Source organism: Lysinibacillus sp. Bpr_S20 (assembly GCF_023337835.1).
Lineage (GTDB): Bacteria > Bacillota > Bacilli > Bacillales_A > Planococcaceae > Lysinibacillus.
In genome coordinates this window covers 126,474-146,996 of record NZ_JALNLQ010000001.1, presented here as the reverse complement: position 1 = coordinate 146,996, position 20,523 = coordinate 126,474, and the positions used below count along the sequence as shown (strand labels likewise).

Sequence of the window (20,523 nt, the reverse complement as noted above, 5' to 3'; positions counted from 1 at the left end):
CTTCCGCGGGTATTCACTTCGCTTCCGCGGGTATTCACCTTACTTCCGCGGGTATTCACCTTACTTCCGCGGGTATTCACCTTACTTCCGCGGGTATTCTTCCTCTTCGCGCGGATATTACCCTGCCGCGGGTAATTTCCAAGACTGCTTGCAAGCGTAGTGATTAATGGTTATTAACATTTTATGCTAACTTTCATAATAACCAAAATCAGAACTCAGTGTTAATTCTGATAATTACGTAAATTCATTAGCTAAAAGGCGGTTATGTAAAATATAATCGAAAATATTTTAAAATTATTTGGTGCAGTTTAATCATCGCAAACTCTTTAGATGTTTGTAGGGCTATTTTAATTGACAAAGAAAAGGGTTAATTTTGCAAAATATATAAGTTTTTCACAATATCCCCCTACCTTTTTCACTATATACATAGAGAAAATCCACTTCAAAACAAACTAAATACTCAGTGCTTAGAAAATATCGAGAATGATTTGAACCGATTTCCCTGTAGTAAATTGTAAAAAATCTGATAGTATTTAATGGTAAAACAAAAATATCGTCTGACATCTGACATATAATAACTATTTACCGATAATAATTGGAGGTACTCATTTTGAAAAAATTCTTGATTGGCTTTTGTCTAATAGCTTTGTTATTAGCAGGCTGTACAATTTCTCCGCAAGAAAAGGCGAAGGATGACTATAAAATTGGCATCTTACTCTCAGATGCAGGGCTTGGTGATGAATCGTTTAATGACTCAGCTTTTAAAGGGCTTGAGAAAGCACGAGATGAGTTAGGTATTTTGTTTGATTATAAAGAGGCACCTGATGGCAATTACGAACAGAAGCTAGAGGAACTTGTCACAGAAAAGTATAACGTCATTATTGGTCTTGGCTTCTCTGCACAGGAAGCTTTGGAAAAGACGGCGAAGAAATATCCAGATCAGCAATTTGTCCTTATTGATGGACAATCAGATGTTGCAAATATTACTTCCATAACCTTTAAAGAACAGGAAGGGAGCTTTTTACTTGGAATGGTTGCTGCAATGACGAGTAAAACTGGAAAAATAGGATTTATTGGTGGTGTAAATATTCCGGTTATCCATCATTTTGAAAACGGCTTTATTGAAGGCGCTAAATATTTTAATCCAAATATTGAAATCGTTAGTGAATACTCTGGCTCATTTGATGATGCCAAGGCAGGTGCCGCCATCGCAGAACGTTACATAAAGAACGGCGTAGATTTTATTTATCATGCAGCGGGATTCACAGGCTTCGGTGCCATAAAGAAAGCAGAGGAAATGGGCAAATATGCGGCCGGAGTTGATACAGATCAATTTTACATAGCAGAAAAGACTGTCGTAACATCCATGTTAAAGAATGTCGACCAAGCTGTTTTTACATTGGCTAAAACATTAGTTGAAGACGGGAAAATTTCCGACAAATCATTTTCATTCGGTTTAGCTGATAACGGGGTAGGACTTGCGGATATACGTGTTATTAAACTTACACCTGAGCAACAGACTGCCATTGAACGAGCAAAAGAAGATATTGTTTCAGGTAAAATAAAAGTTACTGCAGAAAAGGGGAATAGCCAGTGACACTACGAAAAAAATTATTTATGAACATACTTATACCTATTGTCCTCGCAATGGCTATGATTGGTTTTATTATCGTTCAAACATTGGATATTCAAACAACTGCACAAGATGATACAGAACTATTACTAGCAGTAAAAGAACTTGAGCAAAGTTTAGTTATTGCGAGCCAATCACTAAATAATTACACTTATTTAAATAGTGAGGCCAATAAAAATGAAGCTCTCTCCACTTTAAAAGAAACGAAAGTAAATGTAGACAAACTCTCAACGATTGCAACAGTAGCTGATCATAAGGCAATCATCAAAAAAATCGAGGGTAAATACGATGAGTTAGCAAAAGCTACAGAAGCGGGGTTTCTTGCCCACAATCGACCTGAGATAAAAAAACAAGCAATCAGAATATCCGGAATCTTAAACGACATGTATCTACTAAAAAAAGAAACAAATGAATGGTATAAAGAAACGAATGATTTGGCAGAGCAAAAGATTTCTTTTATTACCACGACAACAATCATAGGCAGTATCCTTTTAATTATTGCTACTATCATCTTTTCGTATGTCGCAACGAAAAGAATTACAACCCCGATTAATCGAATCGTGGATTTTGCACAATCGGTGGCTGCAGGGATTTTGACAATTGACACCTCTTCCCTATCCTATAAGAAAAATAGTAGAAATGAAGTGGATCAACTGACTGAGAACTTTTCCAAAATGATTGTTAGCTTAAAAAGCACCGTACAATCTATTGATCATGTAGGTAAAAATGTTGGTCTATTTACAAGAGATGTCACAAGTTATATTGAAACGGTAAACGACGGCAATAAACAGATTGCTACATCAACGGATGAATTAGCAAAGGGAAGCCTAACAATTTCAGAGGATATCCAGTCAACTGCTATCCTTATGAATACCATGGCAGATCAATTTACGACTGTTCAACGGGCGAGTGAACAATCTGCCATAAACGGCAACCAGGCACTTACTGCAGTTCAAAATGGTCGTAGCTCATTAGAAAAGCAATCCTCTATCGCGAATGATATTTCATCCACTTCGATTAGTATCAAAGAGGCTGTTACGCAATTCTCTCAATTCACAACAGAAATTGAAGGTGCCGCGAATGCAGTCCACGCTATTGCGGATCAAACAAACCTCCTAGCATTAAATGCTGCCATCGAAGCGGCACGTGCAGGAGAAGCCGGAAAAGGATTTGCCATCGTAGCAAAGGAAGTCAAAAAACTATCTCATGAAACAGAAAAAGCTACTACTTTAATCTCCTCGATGGTGACGCATATACATGATGGCATTACGCTCATCCTTTCTACCGCTGACCGTGGACATCAGCTTTCAAAAGAACAATTACAATCGATGACCGATACAGAAAAGTCATTTGAGGCGATTGCCACACATGTTTTAGACATTAATGATCAGTTACAGCACCTTACGAGGGATATGGAGCAAACTAGCGCAATGAGCCAGCAGATGAACAGTGCCATTGAAAACATCTCCGCTATTACGGAAGAAACCGCAGCAGGAACAGAAGAAATATCCGCATCTACACAAGAACAGCTAGGATCATTCGAAAAAATTAGTGAAAAGGTTTCAGAACTTCAAGACATGACAAACACATTGTCTGTAGAACTTAAAAAATTCAAATTATAAAAAACAGCGCCTCTATTACTACAGACTAATAGGGGCACTGATTAGCACCTTTTATTAATAACAAGTTTGGATTCCGATTAGAATGAAGTGATTGTAACAAAAACTTTTGCTCATAAAACCCTTACTATTTTTAGATCTACTAAAGCCACCCATCTTTATAGCTGGGTGGCCTTTGTTATGCTTCATAAATAAATTTTTCTAGCGTGTATTTTTCTAATTTATCTTGCACTACATTATACCCAATACCAGGTAAGTCGGAAACTTGGATATGTCCTTGGTCATCCATGACGATTTCTGGCTCGACAATGTCCTCATGCCAATAACGGGCAGAAGGAGCTGTATCACCAGGTATTATAAAGTTCGGCAGTGTTGTAATCGCAATATTATGAGCACGACCAATCCCTGATTCTAGCATCCCCCCACACCATACCGGGATCTGATGCTGCTGACATAAATCATGAATCTTTTTAGCCTCAGATAAGCCTCCAACACGCCCTACCTTTATATTAATCACTTTGCAGCTACCAAGTTCAATTGCACGTCTAGCATCATCATATGAATGAATACTTTCATCTAAACAAATCGGTGTATTGAGTTCGCTTTGTAATTTTCGATGATCGACAATATCATCATGCTCAAGCGGTTGCTCAATCATCAATAAGTTTAATTGATCCATCTCTTTAAATAATGGTAGATCTTCTAATGAGTAGGCAGAATTGGCATCTGCCATTAAAGGAATATCACCAAAGCGCTCACGGATTACTCGCAGTACTTCAATATCTTTTCCGGGCTTTATTTTAATTTTAATTTTTTTAAATCCTTGTTTTAAATAACCTTTAATGCTTTCCAGCAACGAATTCGTATCATCTTCAATGCCTATGCTAATGCCAACTGTAATTTCTTTTTTCTCTCCGCCAAGTGCTTGTGCTAAAGGTATGCCCTGCTCTTTTGCATATAAATCCCAAATAGCCGCTTCCACAGCAGATTTTGCCATATTATTACGTCGCACACGGGCAAATTTCTTATTTACCTCATCTGGGTGGTTAAATTCCTGACCAATAACAAGTGGTATTAAAAATTCATCAATAATAGAGAATGCCGTTGAAGCTGTTTCTTCTCCATAATAAGGATAGGCACTAACTACACATTCTCCATAACCAACATGCTTCTCACCATACGCTTCAATAATTAAGAAAATACGTTCTTGCTGCGTCATAAAACTTGTTTCAAATGGTGATTTCATAGTCATTTTCATTTTACGGACTATTATTTTTTCAATTTTCATTTCTCAACACTCCCCTATTTGTAATATAAATGGCAGGCCGTCTTATGGTCGGGTGAATGTTCGACCAACTCTGGCTCCACCGTCCTGCATTTTTCCATTGCAAAAGGGCATCTCGTCTGGAAAACACAGCCTGACGGTGGATTCAAAGGAGAAGGGATTTCACCTTGCAACTTAATCTTTTCACGTTTAATTCGTGGATTAGGTACAGGAATTGCCGATAATAGTGCTTTCGTGTAAGGATGCATCGGATTGCTAAAAATTTCATCTGTCGTTGTTTCTTCTACTAGCTTTCCTAAGTACATTACGCCAATTCGGTTGGAAATATGGCGTACAACACTTAAGTCATGTGAAATAAACAATAATGTTAAATTAAATTCTTTTTGTAAATCCTCTAATAAATTCAGCACTTGTGATTGAATGGATACATCTAAAGCTGATACAGGTTCATCACAGATAATAATATCCGGATTCATGATGAGCGCACGTGCTAATCCTATACGCTGACGCTGCCCGCCTGAAAATTCATGTGGAAATCGAAAATAATGTTCATTTTGGAACCCTACTTTATTTAAAATATCCATCACTCTTTGCGTACGCTCTTGCTTTGTGCCAATATGGTGTATTTTCAAGGTTTCTTCTAGTATTGTCCCGATACGTTTACGTGGATTTAACGATGAATAAGGATCTTGAAACACCATTTGTAAACCACGTCGAATTTGCAGCATTTCTTTTTGGTTTAGCTTATTAATTGTCTGGCCTTGGTAAATTATTTCGCCATCTGTAGGTTCAATGAGTCGCAAAATAGAACGCCCTGTGGTACTTTTTCCGCAACCAGATTCTCCAACTAAGCTATATGTCTCTCCTTTAGTAAGCTCAAAGGACACATTATTTACTGCTTTGACATATCTTTTTTCTCGCCCAACGCCACCATTTACAGGAAAGTAGGTTTTTAAGTTCTTTATTTGTAAAATCGTTTCTTTGTTATCCATACATTGTCGCCTCCCGCTTTCCTTGAATTTCTTCAAAGTGCCAGCACCGGACTTTACGCTCTCCGTAGCTTTCAAGCTTTGGTATAGATGTGCGGCATTCTTCTGTCTGGAATTCACAGCGTGGAGCAAAACGACAACCTGCAGGAATTTGATTTAATGTCGGCACCTTTCCTTCAATCACATATAGCTTTTCCTCACGATTTCCTTCTATAGTAGGAATTGATTTTAATAAGCCTTGTGTATACGGATGAAGAGGCTGATCAAAAATCGATAATACATCACTTTCTTCAATGACTTGTCCTAAATACATAACAACCACTTTTTCACAAACTTCAGCCACAACTCCTAGATCATGTGTAATCATGATTGTCCCCATATTAAATTGCTCTTTTAAGTCTTTTATTAAGTCTAAAATTTGTGATTGCGTTGTCACATCTAAAGCTGTTGTAGGTTCATCAGCAATTAAAAGTGCTGGCTGACAGCTAAGTGCCATCGCTATCATGACCCGTTGACGCATTCCCCCTGAGAGTTGATGTGGAAACTCATCAACCCGTTTCTCCGGTGCTGGAATACCAGTCAATTTCAGCATGTCAATCGCTTTCGCACGCGCCTGTTCTTTTGAAACATTTTGATGAAGAAGGAGAGCCTCCATAATTTGATCTCCTACCGTGTAAACTGGATTTAATGAACTCATTGGATCCTGAAAAATCATAGCAATATCATTACCACGAATTTCTCGCATCTCTTTTGCGGATTTCGCTAATAAATTTTGACCTTCAAGACGAATTTCACCTTCATACTTCGTATGCTTTTCATCGAGAAGTCGTAAAATAGACTCTGCTGTAACACTTTTACCACAGCCAGATTCCCCCACCACACCAACGATTTGCCCTTTTTTAACAGAGAAAGAAACGTCATCGACCGCTGTTACTTTCTTTTCCTCTGTATCAAAATGAACTTTTAAATGCTCAATTTCAAGTAAAGTATCTGTCATCGTATTAACACCCCCTTACTACTTCTTCGATTTATTATGCGGATCTAGCAAGTCTCGCAATCCATCACCAAATAGATTTAGTCCTAAAACTGTTAACATAATTGCAATACCTGGAAATATTGTCATCCACCATGCATTGAAAATAACCGTTTTGCCATCATATAATAAGTTGCCCCAACTCGGTTCAGGTGCAGGAATCCCGGCTCCTAAAAAGCTAAGTGCAGCCTCTACAATAATGGCATCTGCAAAAATAAAAGTAGCTTGAACAATTAATGGTGAAATGACATTCGGGAAAATATTCGACCAGATGATACGCGTGCTATTTGCCCCCTGTGCCCGCAATGCCTCCACATATGTTTGCTCCTTCACGATTAAAGCAGAGGAGCGAATAGTTCTTGCAACGAGTGGCGTAAATACAATCGTTAAAGCAATAATTACATTGATCAAATTTGCACCAAGTGATGCCATAATCGCAATCGCTAGTAGGATGGCTGGAAATGCCATAAGACCGTCAGAAGTTCGCATCAATAAACTATCAAGCTTTTTAAAATAAGCTGCGTATAATCCAATAATTGTCCCGAAAATAGAAGTTAACAATGCGACAGAAAAGCCAATGACTAATGAAACACGCGCTCCATACATAACACGACTAAATAAATCCCGACCGTAGTTATCTGTGCCAAAAAAGTGTTCAGCACTTGGTGGTAATAATCGATTCGCCGTATCTAATGTATATGGCGAAGTCGAGACGATAAACGGGGTCAAAATTGCGAACATCATTATCACGGACATAATAATGGTGCCTGTCAAAGCCAATTTGTTGCTAAAAAACTTCTTCCTAAATAGCGTTCGCTGTCTTTGCTTCATCTGCTTCTTAATGATTGACAGATCATTCATAAAATGTTCTTGACTCAATTTACTCCCCCCTATCTCTTCCCAACTCGTAAGCGTGGATCAACAATCCCATATAGTAGATCAATAACTAAATTGATAGTTACATAGCTAACGCCGATTAACAAAACAACTCCTTGAATTACTTCAAAGTCACGTCTTTCCACTGAGTTAATAATCAATTGACCAATACCTGGAATATTGAATACTGTTTCAACGACAGCTGCACCGGCTACTAAAGTTCCAAAAGTTTGACCGATAATCGTTAAGATTGGAATAAATGCATTTCGTAATGAATGTTTTATTGTAATGATAAATTCCTTTACCCCTTTTGCACGTGCTGTCTTAATGAAATTGGCTGATAAAACATCTAGCATCGAAGATCTTGTCATACGGGCAATAAGCGCAGCCTGCATTGAACCTAATGCAATGGCGGGTAAAATTAAATAGCGGATATGTACATCTAAACCCGCTGCTACCGGTTTATAGCCTGCAACAGGCAACCAGCGTAACTCCACTCCAAATAATAAAATTAAAAATAATCCTAGTAAAAAGCTTGGAACTGATATTCCAACAAGTGAAACGCCCATAAATGTTTGATCTAATAAAGATCCTCTGAACTTAGCTGAAAGCACGCCAAGTGGAATAGCTAGTACAATAGCAAACAATTGAGCCATAATAGCCAATGAAAACGTTGGACCTAAATGCTCCAAAAAAGCTGTTAATACGGGTTGTTTCATAAACAGTGATGTTCCTAAATCGCCCTTAAAAATATCTCCTACCCAAGTCACATATTGTTCCAAAATAGGACGGTTGAGGCCAAGCTCCTCCTGAAGCTTAGCCACCTCCTGAGGAGAGGCTTCAGGACCTAGCATAACTGAAGCTGGATCACCAGGCGTTATATGAACTAATAAAAAGACGACAACTGATACAACAAATAGTACAGGTATAAGTGACAGTATTCGTTTCAATATAAAGTTCAACACAAGCTCTTCCCCCCTAATGAAATTACTTCAAATTCCATAAAATGATCCCTTGCAAGAAATCATCGCCCTCAACGGACGCATCGTATGCTGTTACTGTCGTTTTGTTCCCAAATTTAATAATTGGTACATAATCATATACTTCAACCATTAAGTCACTGTAATAACCTGTCGCTTCTTCCTGTGTTGCAGCACCTGCAATTTTACCTAATAAATCATCAATTTTAGGGCTATTTGTCCAACCTGCCCATTCTCCTTTGGAATCCAAGAACACATATTTATTAGGTACAGGCTCTGTTGGAAAACCAGTAATGAAAATATCATATGCCTTTTCATCTGTACGTCGCTGCTGAACAGTTGGCCAATCATAAATATCAAGCTTCACTTTCATGCCAAGACTTTCTAATTGTTGTTGAACTACAACGGCTGCATTGTAATGGTCTTCATAATCGCGTGTTGATAAAATAACGATTTCTTCCCCATTATAGCCAGCTTGTTTTAGTAGAGCCTTTGCCTTTTCAGTATCCTTTTGATTGTATTGATCACTACCTGCATCTGTATACCAGTCTGTTTGATCTTTAATCATTAAATTATGTTCTAATTCATAAAATTCTGGGCTCGAAAACGCCGCCCTCAAAATTGCTTCTTGATCAAGCGCAGCATTTACAGCTTGACGCGCTTCCTTTTTGGCAAATAATCCTGCTCGCTTGTTAAATACAACCGCATTAAAGCCATTATGATTGATAGAAGTTTTAACAGTATCAGACGTTTTTAATTGCGCCACATTATCGAATGGGATCGCATTGGCTACTTGATATTCCCCTGTTTGAATGCCAGCAAAGCGCGTTGAAGCATCGCTTACAATATTAAAATAAATATTTTCATAATGCGCCTCTTTTTTCCCTGACAATCCACTCGCAGGACTATCCACAGCTACATAGTCATTAAATTTTTCCAAATGAATATATTGGTCATTTTTCCACTCTACGAATTTATATGGACCTGTCCCAATAAATTCTGTTAAACCCTCAGCTGTCGTTGAAGCATTTGCTTCTTCCGTTGTAATAATGGCGATTTGACTTGGATCTGCCAACAAATGGAGCGCAATAAATAGTCGCTTAGGCGTGACTAATCGCACGGTAGTATCATCCACTTTTTCAAATGTTGCATCCGCAAAATAAGTTTTTCCCAAACCTGTTGTTGTCATCCAGCGGTGCATAGATGCTACAACATCTTCGGCTGTAACATCATCATCATTATGGAATTTAACACCTTGTCTCAATTTAAATGTAATAACTTTACCATCTTCACTTTCTTCCACTGATTCCGCCAACATTGGCACAACCTTCGAATCTTTATCTAGTGTCACTAACGATTCATAGATATTACGAGCGACATCACGTGTAGCTACCGCAGTTGTCATCAATGGATCTAATGTTGGCGGCTGAGCATTATAAGCTATCTGTAATTCTGAATAATCTTTATTACTTTTTGCTCCTTTACCACCAGCACTATCATCTGAAGAACATGCTGCTAAGACGAAAAGCACACCCACAATCATTAAAAATAGCCAATTCGCTTTTTTCATGTCGATCCCCCCACAACTTTGTGATTTTCAATCTAAAAGTATTTGCTTTATTTGCAAATAATTTAAAGCGAATACTTCAACATATATTAAGCTAACAAATATTTTTTAAAAATTCAATTATTTTTTCAGAAAATATTGAAAATAAAATTTATTGTGAATATGATATAATAAAGTAAACACTTATTTTATTAAGAAAAAAAAGAGTTTCCTTCAAACTCAACGGAGGTATCAACTTGTACGCATATGAAACTAAAATCCAAGAAAAATTTGATGATTTATCCCCTACATTAAAACGTGTTGCATTATTTTTAAAAGAAAACCCGAAACTTTTTGCTTCAAATTCCGCGACGAAAATCGCCAATATGATTGGAGTCAGTGAAACGAGCGTGATTCGATTTGTTTATGCCCTCAATTATGGGAGTTTTACTGACCTACAAAATGAAGTACAGGATTCTATTTTTGATTTAAAAAATTCATTAATGAGCTTGTCGCAAACATTTACAGAACAAACGAATCATACAGGCATAGAAGAAGTTATGATTCGTGATCAAATCAATATAAAAAAAACGGCTGAAAATATAGACCCCGAAGTTTTTAAAACGGTGGTTAAGCGGATTGCTCTTGCAAGGGAGATTGTTGTATTAGGGAGTGGAGCCTCTTATGGTTTTGCACATTGGTTTAGCTTCACATTAAATACAATAAGAGGAAATAGTCGGATTTTAAATTTATATATGGATGATTTTTCTTACATTAATAACTTAGATGAGAATAGTGTCGTTGTTACCTTTTCTTTTAATCGTTATATGAAACATACACTTGAAATTACGCAAGAATTAAAGGAACGTGGCGTTTATGTGGTGGGTATTACAGATTCAGATATAGCTCCCATAACTCAAATTGCTGATTCTACCTTTGTTACTAAGATGTCCCATATGTCTACCATTGACTCTGGTCCTGTCATTTCCTCGTTATTGAATACAATCTTGAATCAAATGATTCAGGACTATCCAGAGCAATATGAAAGACAAAAGCAACAATATGAGACTACTTATAAAGACCTATTTTGGAATGAGGGATTACATCATGAAAATTAAGCAAGAACTATTACAACATTTTCGTTACTTACATGAAATTGCAGAAGTAAGCTGGCAAGAGGTGAATACAACACAATATTTGAAAGACGTTCTTAATGAGCTAGGCTATAAGGTGACTACTTTTAATGATTGTACAGGGCTTTATGCAGACCTTGGCCAAGGCCAGCCTATAGTAGCGGTCCGTGCAGATATTGATGCACTATGGCAGGAAGTCGATGGCCGTTTTAAAGCAAATCACTCATGTGGTCACGATGCCCATATGAGCATGGTTATCGGTGTGGCAAAATGTATGCAGCATGAAAATTTCAAAGGCACGCTACGTCTCATTTTTCAACCAGCAGAAGAAAAAGGCAATGGCGCTTTAAAAATGATTGAGAAAGGTGTTATACGGGATGTGGAATATCTATATGGCATCCACTTGCGACCAATCCAAGAGATCCCATTAGGTGTAGCGTCACCGGTTATTATACATGGCGCAGGGCAAATGATCGATGGACAGGTAAAAGGAGACGATAGTCATGGAGCACGCCCTCATTTAACAGTCAATGCTATAGATGCTATGACGATGATTAATGAACATTTAAATCAAATTCGCATGGATCCACAAATACCACATTCCATCAAAATGACCTATATTCGAGCTGGAGGCGACAGTCGTAATATCATCCCTGGGAATGGACAATTTGGACTAGATTTACGTGCACAAACGAATGAAGCTATGCAGGATCTGGTACAAAAATTTAAACAAATCATAAACGGTGTACGTACAACCACGGGTGCAACCATTCATTATGACATCGTGACAGCCATGCCTGCTGCTGTTCAAAACGAGCAAGCTATTCAATTTGCACATAAAGGCATTGCTGAAGTCATTGGCGAACAAAATATTATGCCTGCGCTCATCACCTCTGGTGGAGACGATTTTCATTTTTACACTATCAAGAAACCAGAATTAAAAGCAACGATGATTGGCCTAGGCTGCAACCTAGCTCCAGGTCTCCATCATCCATATATGAGCTTTAATACAGATGCCCTTGAAATCGGTACCAATATCTTAACTAAAACCGTGTTAGCCACTTTACGTGCTATACAATAGATTGCTAGTTTTAAGCGTAATTGGATACCGTGGCTAAATCATTTTGATGACCATAAAACAAGTATTTGATTCTACTCCCAGCTTAGAAGATTTTAAGATAAATTAAAAAGACAAGATAAGAAAAAAAATCCCGAATTAACATTCCATATTCGGGATTTTTCATAAATATAAAGTTACACCACCGTCAACTAGAACGATTGATTTTTGTCCACTGTTTGCTCCGCCAATACCGCCTTCGATCTCCAGCTTGGTTTCAAGCCCTCCGCATAGACTAGCGTGATTACTTATTTCAAGATAAGTATTTCATTGTTAAATGGAGGACTGCAACTTCATCTCCTGTGTTTTCATAGCTATGCTTTCGATTTGCTTCAAATTGAATAGAATCAAATTCGTTTAATGCATATATTTCTTGTCCAACTTGAATCGAAATTTCCCCTTTCATCACTGTTACATATTCGATAGCTCCTTCATGATGAGGTTCTGCCTCATATATACTATTCGGTTGCAAACAAGCACGATGCATTTCCAATCCTGTTTCTTTTTTGTAACGAAATATAGTCTCTAATCGCCACATTTGATTTTCTTCAATAGTAAATCCTTCCCCACAGCGTACAACATTTACTATATCTTCTATAGCCATTAGCCGTGACAACGGAATAGATAATCCTTTTGTAATCTTCCAAATGACACCTAATGTAGGATTCGTTTCTCCTCTCTCAATTTTTCCTAGCGTTAATTTACTAACACCCGTTATTTTCGCTAACTCTTCTAAACTTAGTTTCTGTTCATTTCGTATTTGTCGTAACAGTTGACCAACTTGCAGAATTACTTCTTTTGTTTGCATATCCTCTTGTTCTTTCATATGAACCCCACCTTTGATATACTATACTTTACTTTTTAATAAAATAAATATATTATGATATATATATATATATTCAGAAAGGAGCGAACGAAATGCGCGCTATCTTATTAGGTATTTTATCATCTGCGTTTTTTTCAGCTACATTTATTATAAACCGAATTATGAACGTATCAGGTACAAGCTGGGCTTGGACTGCTTCCTTCCGATTTTTATTCGCTTTACCCATTTTATTCTTTATCGTCCTATTTCGCAAAAACCTTCGCCCGCTATGGGTAGAAATGCGTAAACATCCTTTGGCATGGATTGGTTACGGTACATTAGCCGGTGTTGGATTTTATTCCTTATTAAGCTATGCTGCTGTATTTAGTCCTGCATGGCTCGTAGCAGGTACATGGCAAATAACCATTTTAGCGGGTTTGTTATTATCTCCGTTATTTTTTATTACACTGGAGACGAAGTCAGGCGTTAAACGAGTTCGCGGTAAAATTCCAATGCGAAGCTTACTTGTTTCCTTATTTATTTTAACGGGTGTCATTTGTATGCAATTGACAGAAGCTGGAGATATTACTGTTTCTCAATTTTTATCTGGCTTCCTCCCTGTAGTCATCGCTGCATTCTTATATCCATTCGGTAATCGAAAAATGATGGAGGTCGTTGCTGGTCGCCTAGATACATTTCAACGCGTGTTAGGCATGGCCATTGGTAGCCTTCCTATCAGTATTATTTTAGCGATTTATGGTTGGACTACAACTGGCATACCAACATCTGGGCAAATCATGCAAGGTTTCCTATTGGCATTATGTTCAGGTGTTATCGCCACAATGACATTTTTCTTCGCTACTGACTTAGCAAAAAATAACCTTTCTTTATTAGGGGCAGTGGAGGCAACACAAGCTGGAACAATGATATTTACTGTTCTTGGTGAAATCCTTTTATTAAATGGTTCTTGGCCTGTTGGAGTATCTTTAATCGGTATGATCATTATTATGATTGGAATGATAGCCAATAGTATTTTAAATCGTTCTGTTCCTATATCCAGACAAAAGAAAACAGCATAGTTTTACTTTCTCCAAGTAGCATTTTAGATTGTGTAAAATGCTACTTTTTTATGTTGTCATAGATTTATAGTTGTACTTCATGCTGTTGGAAAGTTTTTTTAAGGAAACGGAACTACTATCCATCCTATGATGAAAATAATTCCTGTAAATATCATGATAAATAAGACAACACTTAATCCCCATAGCCCTAATGAGCGACTTTTTTTAGAAAATAAAGCAATGACGCTTAAAGGCGCTGTCAGATACATTAACAAATAAAAGTTATTATTCGTTAAATCAATATTCGTTAATAGCGTAATATTAAGTAATAAAAGTAGACATAAGCCACCAATCACCCCAAACCATCCAGCTGTGACGAATCCTTTTTCAAATCGTTTTAACGTGACCAGTTCCATAATTTCACCTCACCTACTTTTAATGACCGTACAATATCCAGTTTTTCTAATGCAAGGACTTCCTTTTTCGGTCCTGTTACAACAACCCCATAAGTCTTTATGCCATGTTTATTCATGTAAGCAATACGCTCCGGCAATGCTAAATTTTTTGCGCTAGAAACCGCTGTCGCAAGTTCTTCGTGCTTTTCCATAGTTTTCAAAATAGCTTTAAACACTTCTTCATTTGACGTTGCATCTCGAAATGGTGACCAAGTGGAATTATCAGGTTGCACAGGATAGCCAATTGGTGAAACAACTTTACCATCTTTACTTAAATTGGTTTTATCAATACCGGTATCGACAGCAGCCCACACAACATCGACATTAGGCATTGTATCTTTAGCTTCTTTAACTGTCATAAGATCATTAAAAGAAATATAAGCTTCCACAACAGTTTCATCAGGTAAGCCGCCAAGGATCCTCCATTCTCGACCCGTATCCAGTTCCGAATTCCTGTTTTTAGGATGTATTAACCAAGGATTCGTTTCTGTTGGATGTTTTGGTGCTACTCTTTCTAGAGATGTTGTCACTTCTTTTTTAGATAAGCTACCAAGGAAAAAACGTAAATCATAAGTGTTCGCTTTATAGTCTTCCTCTCCTATACGCTTGTATTGATCAAAAGCAAGCTTCATTGAAAATGGCGAAAAGGACATATCAAACTCTATTTCTTCCAGTGATGTATTAGGTTCTGTAACGTAAAGCGTTTGACTTGCCACATCCATTAATGTTGTAGATTTTGTACCAAAGGCGTAATACATTAATGTCAACATATAACTAATTGGCGCAATCAATAATATCACCGTTAAAGTTGCAAAAATCAGCTTCGATTTCGACGTGAAAATTGTTCTTTTAATTGCTTTTTGATATTTACTTTGATCTTTTATATTTGCAATTTCTGCTTTGGAGCTAGCTATTAATTTTTCATAATCATCCATATTGTTGTCTCTCCTTTTCTATTAAGGCTCTCATCTTTTTTCGTCCACGTAATAAATGACTTTTGAGCGTATTTATTTTTAAATCTAAAATATTTGACGCCTGCTCATAAGTACAGTCATGCACATCACACAACATAATTGCCTGCTTTTCATAAGGCGATAATTGATCAAGTAAAGAAATTAACGAATGAAAGGATTCTTCATTTACCGCAATGGTTTCAGGTGTTATACATGTCGATTGTTCAAGATTATTTGTTAGGTCCACACGGCGCTCTTTTCTTATGTAATCGATATGTGTATAATAAGCTACTTTAAATAACCATGGCTTAATATCTTGGACTGTATTAGAAAGTAATGTAATGTGTGCTTTATAAAAAGTATCTTGCGTTAAATCCTCTGCTAATGTTTGGTTTTTGCATAAGGAATATAGATACCGATAGATATCGTTTATATAGCGTAAATAAAGCTGTTCAATGTCCATCTCTTCCCACCTTTCAATCTATCCTCGTTTTACAAATAGAAAAAGTTGCACTAATTTAGTTTTTTTGTATTTTTTAGTCAAGTATGTATTACAAAAATAAAGAAACGACACGATAATGTGAAGAGGTAAAATGGAAGTGCAAAAATTATATCAATAAAAAATGGGATGTTCTTATCGTCATTTGTAGACTTTGAGAACATCCCACGTAATCATTAGTTACGCAATATTTAATACTCTTATAGAGATTCTAATGAAAACTATATATGGCTAGCATATCGTTTTTTGCTTGCTCATTGTCCGGCTGATACCTTCAAACAAAGAAAGAGCATGTCTTTTCATTAATAAAAAACATGCTCTTTTTAATGTATTATTATAAATTTATTAAATACTTAATATGACAAACTTCCTGCTATAATTAATCCTACCGTAATGCCCACAGCAAATAAGCTGAAGCCCACTGCAGTATTTCCTTCTTCAACTTTTTTCGCCAAGCTTGTTTTTGGTGTTAACACGTATTCAATAATCAAATACACAACTATTTGTGTGGCAATTCCGATTAACCCCCAAATAAATGCATCTAGTATATGAACACTTGAAGACCACACTGTATATAAGGTGATGCCTAATCCAATCACTTTTCCCCATAGCTTTAATGCAACCGCTAAATTTCCTTCTTTAATTAATTTCCACTCTGAAAATTTTGTTGTACAAGCAAATGCAACAATACCAATCAAAATGAGAATAAATCCGGTTCCTATATATAATAAAAAATTTAAAAAACTATCTAATGAGAAAAATCCCATTCCTTTAAACACTCCTTTTATGATAACTTTAGTTTGATCCAATCTCTTAAAAATTTTCTAATAACCTATTGGTAAAAAATAAGATTCGTTATCTGTAATTTGTCCCCCTGCGCGAATGCCCATTGCACTTGCCTTACCATTTATATAAAAGCAACCATACATATAATGTACTCGTTTGGTGCCTCGTTCTGTTTGAATAGTAGTTTGAGGTAGCTCTATAAACTGTTGATATACAGGAAGTTCATCTTTATAGGTTTTATGAATATCTTCCGCAATTTTTTTACCTGTATTTGAAAAAATCTCGACAGTATCTCCTTCACGGCCAAATGCAGGCTTTTTTACAAAACTTTGTCCCTGTTGTAAAAACACATCTGGATCTAGATATGTTGGTAAAAAATATTTATGTATCGCGTTATGTTCTTCACGTGTATAAAAAGAATGCTGTTCCTCGTGTAGCCCCCAAATAAGCGCCATTATTGCCTTCGATTGTAGTAAAAAAGCAGAAGGAGGATTTACAATGGCTAAGTCTTGTTGTTTAACTAGCTTCATTAACGATTGACCTACTTTTTCTTTCGTCAAGGGATCTTCATCATATATTAAATGTTCAATTGGATACGTTTGTCTATATAAAACATCGATTTTTTCTCCGTATATATCATACAGACCTTGTGGTAAGACAACTTCTTCATTTTCTAAAATCGGCTTATCTAAAAGTTGTAATTGTTGAAAGTCCATATACTGACTTTTTAATCCAGTGAGTTCTTTTAAATACATCGTTGTCAGTTTATCTTCTTCATGCTCCGAGTGTGCAGCGAAAACAATATTGTTAGCTCCATTCCTTCCCCTCGAATGAAGCGACGACGTTACAGCTTTCAAAATTGCTTGTTTTAATTGATCTTCGTATCCGTCGTTTGGATTTTCCATCTCAAACTGTTTACACACTTTCCCATTCACAAAAAAAGTTTCTTTTATAAACGTAGGTGTATCTGCGTTTATTTCAAGCACTTTTACTTGTTCCTCTGTCACTACTAAATCTAAACGAGCGATGACACTTTCTACTGGAAGTGTTTGTAAACGGATGAAAGAGTGAGTTTCAGTGGGAAATCCAAGCCCCAAAAGTGTGTCATCATCTACCATACGCAACAAAGCAGCAGACTTATAAAAAATATGACCAATCTCGTCGGTTGCTTGACGGATCTTCTGGATCGTTTCAGCACTTTCTTTCTTAATATCAAAGAGGGCATATTCCATACCATATATATCATGCCAAAAATCTTTTATCTGGCTAAAAAACTGTTGCCGATCCTCACGGAATTTGTTCATCTTTACCCTCCAAAACCGCCTTTTGAACCACTACCTATACCTGATTTGTAATTCGATGCATAACTTTTGTAATCAGCACTTTCTTGTAACGAATTTTTTGATTTATAATAATTTCCTCCATAATAGTAACCCCCGGCATGTGTTGAATGACTATCATCGCAATAATACGTACCCGTCTCACTATCCCAATCCCAATCATCGCAATCCGTTCCAGTTGGCTCTTCATATCCCCTTTCGTCCCCACAAGCTGACAGTGTTACTAAAGCCGCAGCTGCTAATGCACCTGTCATCATTTTCTTTGTCTTATTCATTCTAAAAATCCTCTCCCTATGTTACAAGCGTATATCCTGTTGGCTTAACATATAAAACATATACGCCTCGGTCTTCATCAATTTCAGCTGAGTCCCGCTCCCATTCCTTGTCCTCGATATATGTATATATACTGCCGATAATACTTAAAATATCTAAATGATTCGCCATATATTCAAATGTTATAAGCGGATGATTTTTATAGGCATTTAATTCACGAAATTCTAGTTTAATACCTTCATTAAAGGGTTCATTCATGTCCATTGGAGTTTCTTCATACAATTTCACATAAATTACAAATAATCCATCCTCAATAGCAGAAGACAGTTGTTGATAAGTCTTCCCTTCTTTAATAAAAAATTCACATTCTCGTCTAGTTAAAATTTGTGGTAAATCAATATTAGTATAATAATAGATTGGTTCAAATATGTCTTTCTCTTTTTGCAAACGATATTCTAACATTGCACCTTCAAAATGCATAACACACTTCCCTTTATAAATATTGATAGCTATTCGAACCGCCATTTAAATGGCTAAAACTAACTATCGTATGTAGATCTTCTTATCCATAGCTCCTTATACTCTATACGACTGCGAATTATAATTAGTTTCATATTATTCTACTAAACTGAACTTACAGTTGTGTTAATTTAGGAAAAAGAGGTTTATTATTTAGCGATATATAAGGATTTTTGAATATAAAAATCTCACTTATAACAGAAAGATTTAATCTTTCTATTATAAGTGAGATTAAGCTTGAACATTTATTACTATAAACTTAAAGCCCTTGATGTAGAACGCTTTTTTATTTAACCATCTTTCGCTTTTGAATCTGTTCTTGAGTGAGTTGTAAAGATTGTTTTATCGTCTGTGTCCTCTTAGCTTGTTGAAGCGCAATCATCATCGCTGGGATTAAGTTAGCTTCAGAAACGGGTTTAATGAGATATCCTAAAATATTATCTTGCCTAGACTTTTCTATAATTTCTTTTTGGCTGTATGCCGTAATCAACAATACGGGTATATCTAGCTGACGACCAATCACCTCACTTGCTTTTAAACCATTTAGTTTTGGCATTTCTATATCCATTAACACAAGATCCGGTTTCAACTTAAAAGCGAGTTCAATCGCACGATCCCCATCTCCTGCTACCCCTACCACCTCAAAGCCGTTATTCAGAAGCATCATTTTTAAGTCCAGTCTAATAATTGGTTCGTCCTCAGCAATCAGAATCCTTTTTTTCATAGTACATCACAACCTTTCTGAAACGGAAGAATACTACATATGCAAATTCCTTTGTTGCGTAAAGGACACTCCTGTACACTTAGCAAGAAGCATTTGTTCAATTAAATCGGATAGATAGGCACCCGCTTCAACGGATGTCAATCCATCTTTATGGATATTTGAAATGACCGTCCGATCAGCTTCAACTGTTTTTTCAGTAGGCCTATATATCATGTAGGCACTCAAGCTTTCATCTGTATTTAGACCGGGCCTTTCACCAATCAATGAAATGACAAGGTTACAATTAACAATTTCAGCTACTTCGTCTTGCACCCATACACGCCCTCTCTTAATAAAAAACGGCTTTGCGACACTTATATTTTTTAATTTTAACCCTTGTATTAAAGCAGGCAGTAAATCCACTACATTGGCCTCTACAGCAGAGGAACTCAATCCATCACAAACTATAATTTGAACATCTTTGCCTTTATCCCCGTTGTTCTCAAGATATTGAATAGATGCATCGGATAACTTTCGACCAGCATCTAAATCCATTAAGTAAGATTTCATATCACTAGCTTTCGTCTCAAGCTTATGCAAACCCATACGCTGAAGAAAATCATCACTTACATCTCTTAATACAGCATCCTGTGCAGCTGCATGATCAATTAAAAATTGTAAATAGCTTGTCGTTAACATACGGGTTCCAGATCGACCAATACCAATACGAGCGGGTGTAATACTTTGTGCTCGTTCAATAGATGCAGCATTGTGTGGCTTATCTACCCCTTTTATACGATCCTCTGGAAATAATATAGGTTCTTCTTTATTTTGATTGGTAATAGTTTTTGGCGAATTCATGTTTTTCTTCACTTCTTCTACTACTCGTTGAACAATTTCTTGAATATCCATTTTGCCCCA

General features: G+C 36.6%; 21 protein-coding genes. 5 read left to right on the top strand and 16 right to left on the bottom strand.

The window, feature by feature from the left end:
* Positions 1-610 precede the first annotated feature (610 nt).
* Both MWJ95_RS00730 and MWJ95_RS00725 read left to right on the top strand, forming a co-directional pair.
* Positions 611-1,597, top strand: a complete 987-nt coding sequence (locus MWJ95_RS00730; protein WP_249074228.1) for a BMP family lipoprotein — start codon at positions 611-613, stop codon at positions 1,595-1,597.
* Complete coding sequence (locus tag MWJ95_RS00725; protein WP_249103681.1) at positions 1,594-3,255, top strand: methyl-accepting chemotaxis protein; 1,662 nt, start codon at positions 1,594-1,596, stop codon at positions 3,253-3,255. Before MWJ95_RS00730 ends, MWJ95_RS00725 begins: the two co-directional genes overlap by 4 nt.
* A gap of 175 nt (positions 3,256-3,430) precedes the next feature.
* Here the strand turns inward: MWJ95_RS00725 and menC are convergent, their stop codons facing one another.
* Genes menC through MWJ95_RS00695 form a run of 6 tightly spaced genes read right to left on the bottom strand, consistent with a single transcriptional unit; the run spans position 3,431 to position 9,985 of the window.
* Entirely contained in the window at positions 3,431-4,540 is a 1,110-nt protein-coding gene (gene menC / locus MWJ95_RS00720) for an o-succinylbenzoate synthase (RefSeq protein WP_249103679.1), read from the bottom strand.
* Between the two features lie 14 nt (positions 4,541-4,554).
* Positions 4,555-5,529 carry an ABC transporter ATP-binding protein gene (locus tag MWJ95_RS00715; protein ID WP_249074231.1) on the bottom strand — a complete coding sequence of 325 codons (975 nt, stop codon included), beginning with the start codon at positions 5,527-5,529 and terminating at the stop codon, positions 4,555-4,557.
* On the bottom strand, positions 5,522-6,523 hold the full coding sequence (locus tag MWJ95_RS00710) for an ABC transporter ATP-binding protein (protein WP_249074232.1): 1,002 nt from the start codon (positions 6,521-6,523) through the stop codon (positions 5,522-5,524). Before MWJ95_RS00710 ends, MWJ95_RS00715 begins: the two co-directional genes overlap by 8 nt.
* Before the next feature lie 18 nt (positions 6,524-6,541).
* On the bottom strand, positions 6,542-7,438 hold the full coding sequence (locus MWJ95_RS00705; RefSeq protein ID WP_374110155.1) for an ABC transporter permease: 897 nt from the start codon (positions 7,436-7,438) through the stop codon (positions 6,542-6,544).
* 11 nt (positions 7,439-7,449) lie between these two features.
* A complete protein-coding gene (locus tag MWJ95_RS00700; RefSeq protein ID WP_249103676.1) occupies positions 7,450-8,400 on the bottom strand; it encodes an ABC transporter permease in 951 nt (316 codons plus the stop codon).
* Between the two features lie 22 nt (positions 8,401-8,422).
* Positions 8,423-9,985, bottom strand: a complete 1,563-nt coding sequence (locus MWJ95_RS00695; protein ID WP_249074234.1) for an ABC transporter substrate-binding protein — start codon at positions 9,983-9,985, stop codon at positions 8,423-8,425.
* A 233-nt stretch (positions 9,986-10,218) separates the two neighbouring features.
* On the opposite strand from MWJ95_RS00695, the gene MWJ95_RS00690 reads away from it, so the two are divergent.
* Positions 10,219-11,079 carry a MurR/RpiR family transcriptional regulator gene (locus MWJ95_RS00690; RefSeq protein ID WP_249074235.1) on the top strand — a complete coding sequence of 287 codons (861 nt, stop codon included), beginning with the start codon at positions 10,219-10,221 and terminating at the stop codon, positions 11,077-11,079.
* A complete protein-coding gene (locus MWJ95_RS00685; RefSeq protein ID WP_249074236.1) occupies positions 11,069-12,175 on the top strand; it encodes a M20 peptidase aminoacylase family protein in 1,107 nt (368 codons plus the stop codon). Before MWJ95_RS00690 ends, MWJ95_RS00685 begins: the two co-directional genes overlap by 11 nt.
* Before the next feature lie 289 nt (positions 12,176-12,464).
* Here the strand turns inward: MWJ95_RS00685 and MWJ95_RS00680 are convergent, their stop codons facing one another.
* A complete protein-coding gene (locus MWJ95_RS00680; RefSeq protein ID WP_249074237.1) occupies positions 12,465-13,037 on the bottom strand; it encodes a helix-turn-helix domain-containing protein in 573 nt (190 codons plus the stop codon).
* Positions 13,038-13,129: 92 nt separating this feature from the next.
* On the opposite strand from MWJ95_RS00680, the gene MWJ95_RS00675 reads away from it, so the two are divergent.
* Positions 13,130-14,095, top strand: a complete 966-nt coding sequence (locus MWJ95_RS00675; RefSeq protein WP_249074238.1) for a DMT family transporter — start codon at positions 13,130-13,132, stop codon at positions 14,093-14,095.
* Between the two features lie 98 nt (positions 14,096-14,193).
* Here the strand turns inward: MWJ95_RS00675 and MWJ95_RS00670 are convergent, their stop codons facing one another.
* From MWJ95_RS00670 to eutC, 9 genes are all read right to left on the bottom strand, one after another.
* Positions 14,194-14,490 carry a hypothetical protein gene (locus MWJ95_RS00670; protein WP_249074239.1) on the bottom strand — a complete coding sequence of 99 codons (297 nt, stop codon included), beginning with the start codon at positions 14,488-14,490 and terminating at the stop codon, positions 14,194-14,196.
* Positions 14,472-15,464, bottom strand: a complete 993-nt coding sequence (locus MWJ95_RS00665; RefSeq protein ID WP_249074240.1) for an anti-sigma factor — start codon at positions 15,462-15,464, stop codon at positions 14,472-14,474. The genes MWJ95_RS00670 and MWJ95_RS00665 overlap by 19 nt, the downstream gene beginning before the upstream one ends.
* Positions 15,457-15,945, bottom strand: a complete 489-nt coding sequence (locus tag MWJ95_RS00660; RefSeq protein ID WP_249074241.1) for a sigma-70 family RNA polymerase sigma factor — start codon at positions 15,943-15,945, stop codon at positions 15,457-15,459. The genes MWJ95_RS00665 and MWJ95_RS00660 overlap by 8 nt, the downstream gene beginning before the upstream one ends.
* A gap of 389 nt (positions 15,946-16,334) precedes the next feature.
* Complete coding sequence (locus tag MWJ95_RS00655; RefSeq protein ID WP_249074242.1) at positions 16,335-16,748, bottom strand: DUF350 domain-containing protein; 414 nt, start codon at positions 16,746-16,748, stop codon at positions 16,335-16,337.
* A gap of 57 nt (positions 16,749-16,805) precedes the next feature.
* Positions 16,806-18,071, bottom strand: a complete 1,266-nt coding sequence (locus tag MWJ95_RS00650; RefSeq protein WP_249074243.1) for a glutathionylspermidine synthase family protein — start codon at positions 18,069-18,071, stop codon at positions 16,806-16,808.
* Positions 18,072-18,073: 2 nt separating this feature from the next.
* Entirely contained in the window at positions 18,074-18,382 is a 309-nt protein-coding gene (locus tag MWJ95_RS00645) for a hypothetical protein (RefSeq protein WP_249074244.1), read from the bottom strand.
* A gap of 16 nt (positions 18,383-18,398) precedes the next feature.
* A complete protein-coding gene (locus MWJ95_RS00640) occupies positions 18,399-18,860 on the bottom strand; it encodes a hypothetical protein (RefSeq protein WP_249074245.1) in 462 nt (153 codons plus the stop codon).
* A 325-nt stretch (positions 18,861-19,185) separates the two neighbouring features.
* Positions 19,186-19,623: a response regulator gene (locus MWJ95_RS00635; RefSeq protein ID WP_249074246.1), complete on the bottom strand. Its 438-nt coding sequence runs from the start codon at positions 19,621-19,623 to the stop codon at positions 19,186-19,188.
* Positions 19,624-19,656: 33 nt separating this feature from the next.
* Entirely contained in the window at positions 19,657-20,514 is an 858-nt protein-coding gene (gene eutC, locus MWJ95_RS00630; RefSeq protein WP_249074247.1) for an ethanolamine ammonia-lyase subunit EutC, read from the bottom strand.
* Positions 20,515-20,523: the final 9 nt, after the last annotated feature.

What these genes read in the sequence shown, in the direction of transcription:
- menC (WP_249103679.1), bottom strand. Translation starts at nt 4,540, where the DNA reads ATGAAAATTGAAAAAATAATAGTCCGTAAAATGAAAATGACTATGAAA.
- MWJ95_RS00715 (WP_249074231.1), bottom strand. Translation starts at nt 5,529, where the DNA reads ATGGATAACAAAGAAACGATTTTACAAATAAAGAACTTAAAAACCTAC.
- MWJ95_RS00710 (WP_249074232.1), bottom strand. Translation starts at nt 6,523, where the DNA reads ATGACAGATACTTTACTTGAAATTGAGCATTTAAAAGTTCATTTTGAT.
- MWJ95_RS00695 (WP_249074234.1), bottom strand. Translation starts at nt 9,985, where the DNA reads ATGAAAAAAGCGAATTGGCTATTTTTAATGATTGTGGGTGTGCTTTTC.
- MWJ95_RS00685 (WP_249074236.1), top strand. Translation starts at nt 11,069, where the DNA reads ATGAAAATTAAGCAAGAACTATTACAACATTTTCGTTACTTACATGAA.
- MWJ95_RS00680 (WP_249074237.1), bottom strand. Translation starts at nt 13,037, where the DNA reads ATGAAAGAACAAGAGGATATGCAAACAAAAGAAGTAATTCTGCAAGTT.
- MWJ95_RS00675 (WP_249074238.1), top strand. Translation starts at nt 13,130, where the DNA reads ATGCGCGCTATCTTATTAGGTATTTTATCATCTGCGTTTTTTTCAGCT.
- MWJ95_RS00670 (WP_249074239.1), bottom strand. Translation starts at nt 14,490, where the DNA reads ATGGAACTGGTCACGTTAAAACGATTTGAAAAAGGATTCGTCACAGCT.
- MWJ95_RS00665 (WP_249074240.1), bottom strand. Translation starts at nt 15,464, where the DNA reads ATGGATGATTATGAAAAATTAATAGCTAGCTCCAAAGCAGAAATTGCA.
- MWJ95_RS00660 (WP_249074241.1), bottom strand. Translation starts at nt 15,945, where the DNA reads ATGGACATTGAACAGCTTTATTTACGCTATATAAACGATATCTATCGG.
- MWJ95_RS00655 (WP_249074242.1), bottom strand. Translation starts at nt 16,748, where the DNA reads ATGGGATTTTTCTCATTAGATAGTTTTTTAAATTTTTTATTATATATA.
- MWJ95_RS00650 (WP_249074243.1), bottom strand. Translation starts at nt 18,071, where the DNA reads ATGAACAAATTCCGTGAGGATCGGCAACAGTTTTTTAGCCAGATAAAA.
- MWJ95_RS00645 (WP_249074244.1), bottom strand. Translation starts at nt 18,382, where the DNA reads ATGAATAAGACAAAGAAAATGATGACAGGTGCATTAGCAGCTGCGGCT.
- MWJ95_RS00640 (WP_249074245.1), bottom strand. Translation starts at nt 18,860, where the DNA reads ATGCATTTTGAAGGTGCAATGTTAGAATATCGTTTGCAAAAAGAGAAA.
- MWJ95_RS00635 (WP_249074246.1), bottom strand. Translation starts at nt 19,623, where the DNA reads ATGAAAAAAAGGATTCTGATTGCTGAGGACGAACCAATTATTAGACTG.
- eutC (WP_249074247.1), bottom strand. Translation starts at nt 20,514, where the DNA reads ATGGATATTCAAGAAATTGTTCAACGAGTAGTAGAAGAAGTGAAGAAA.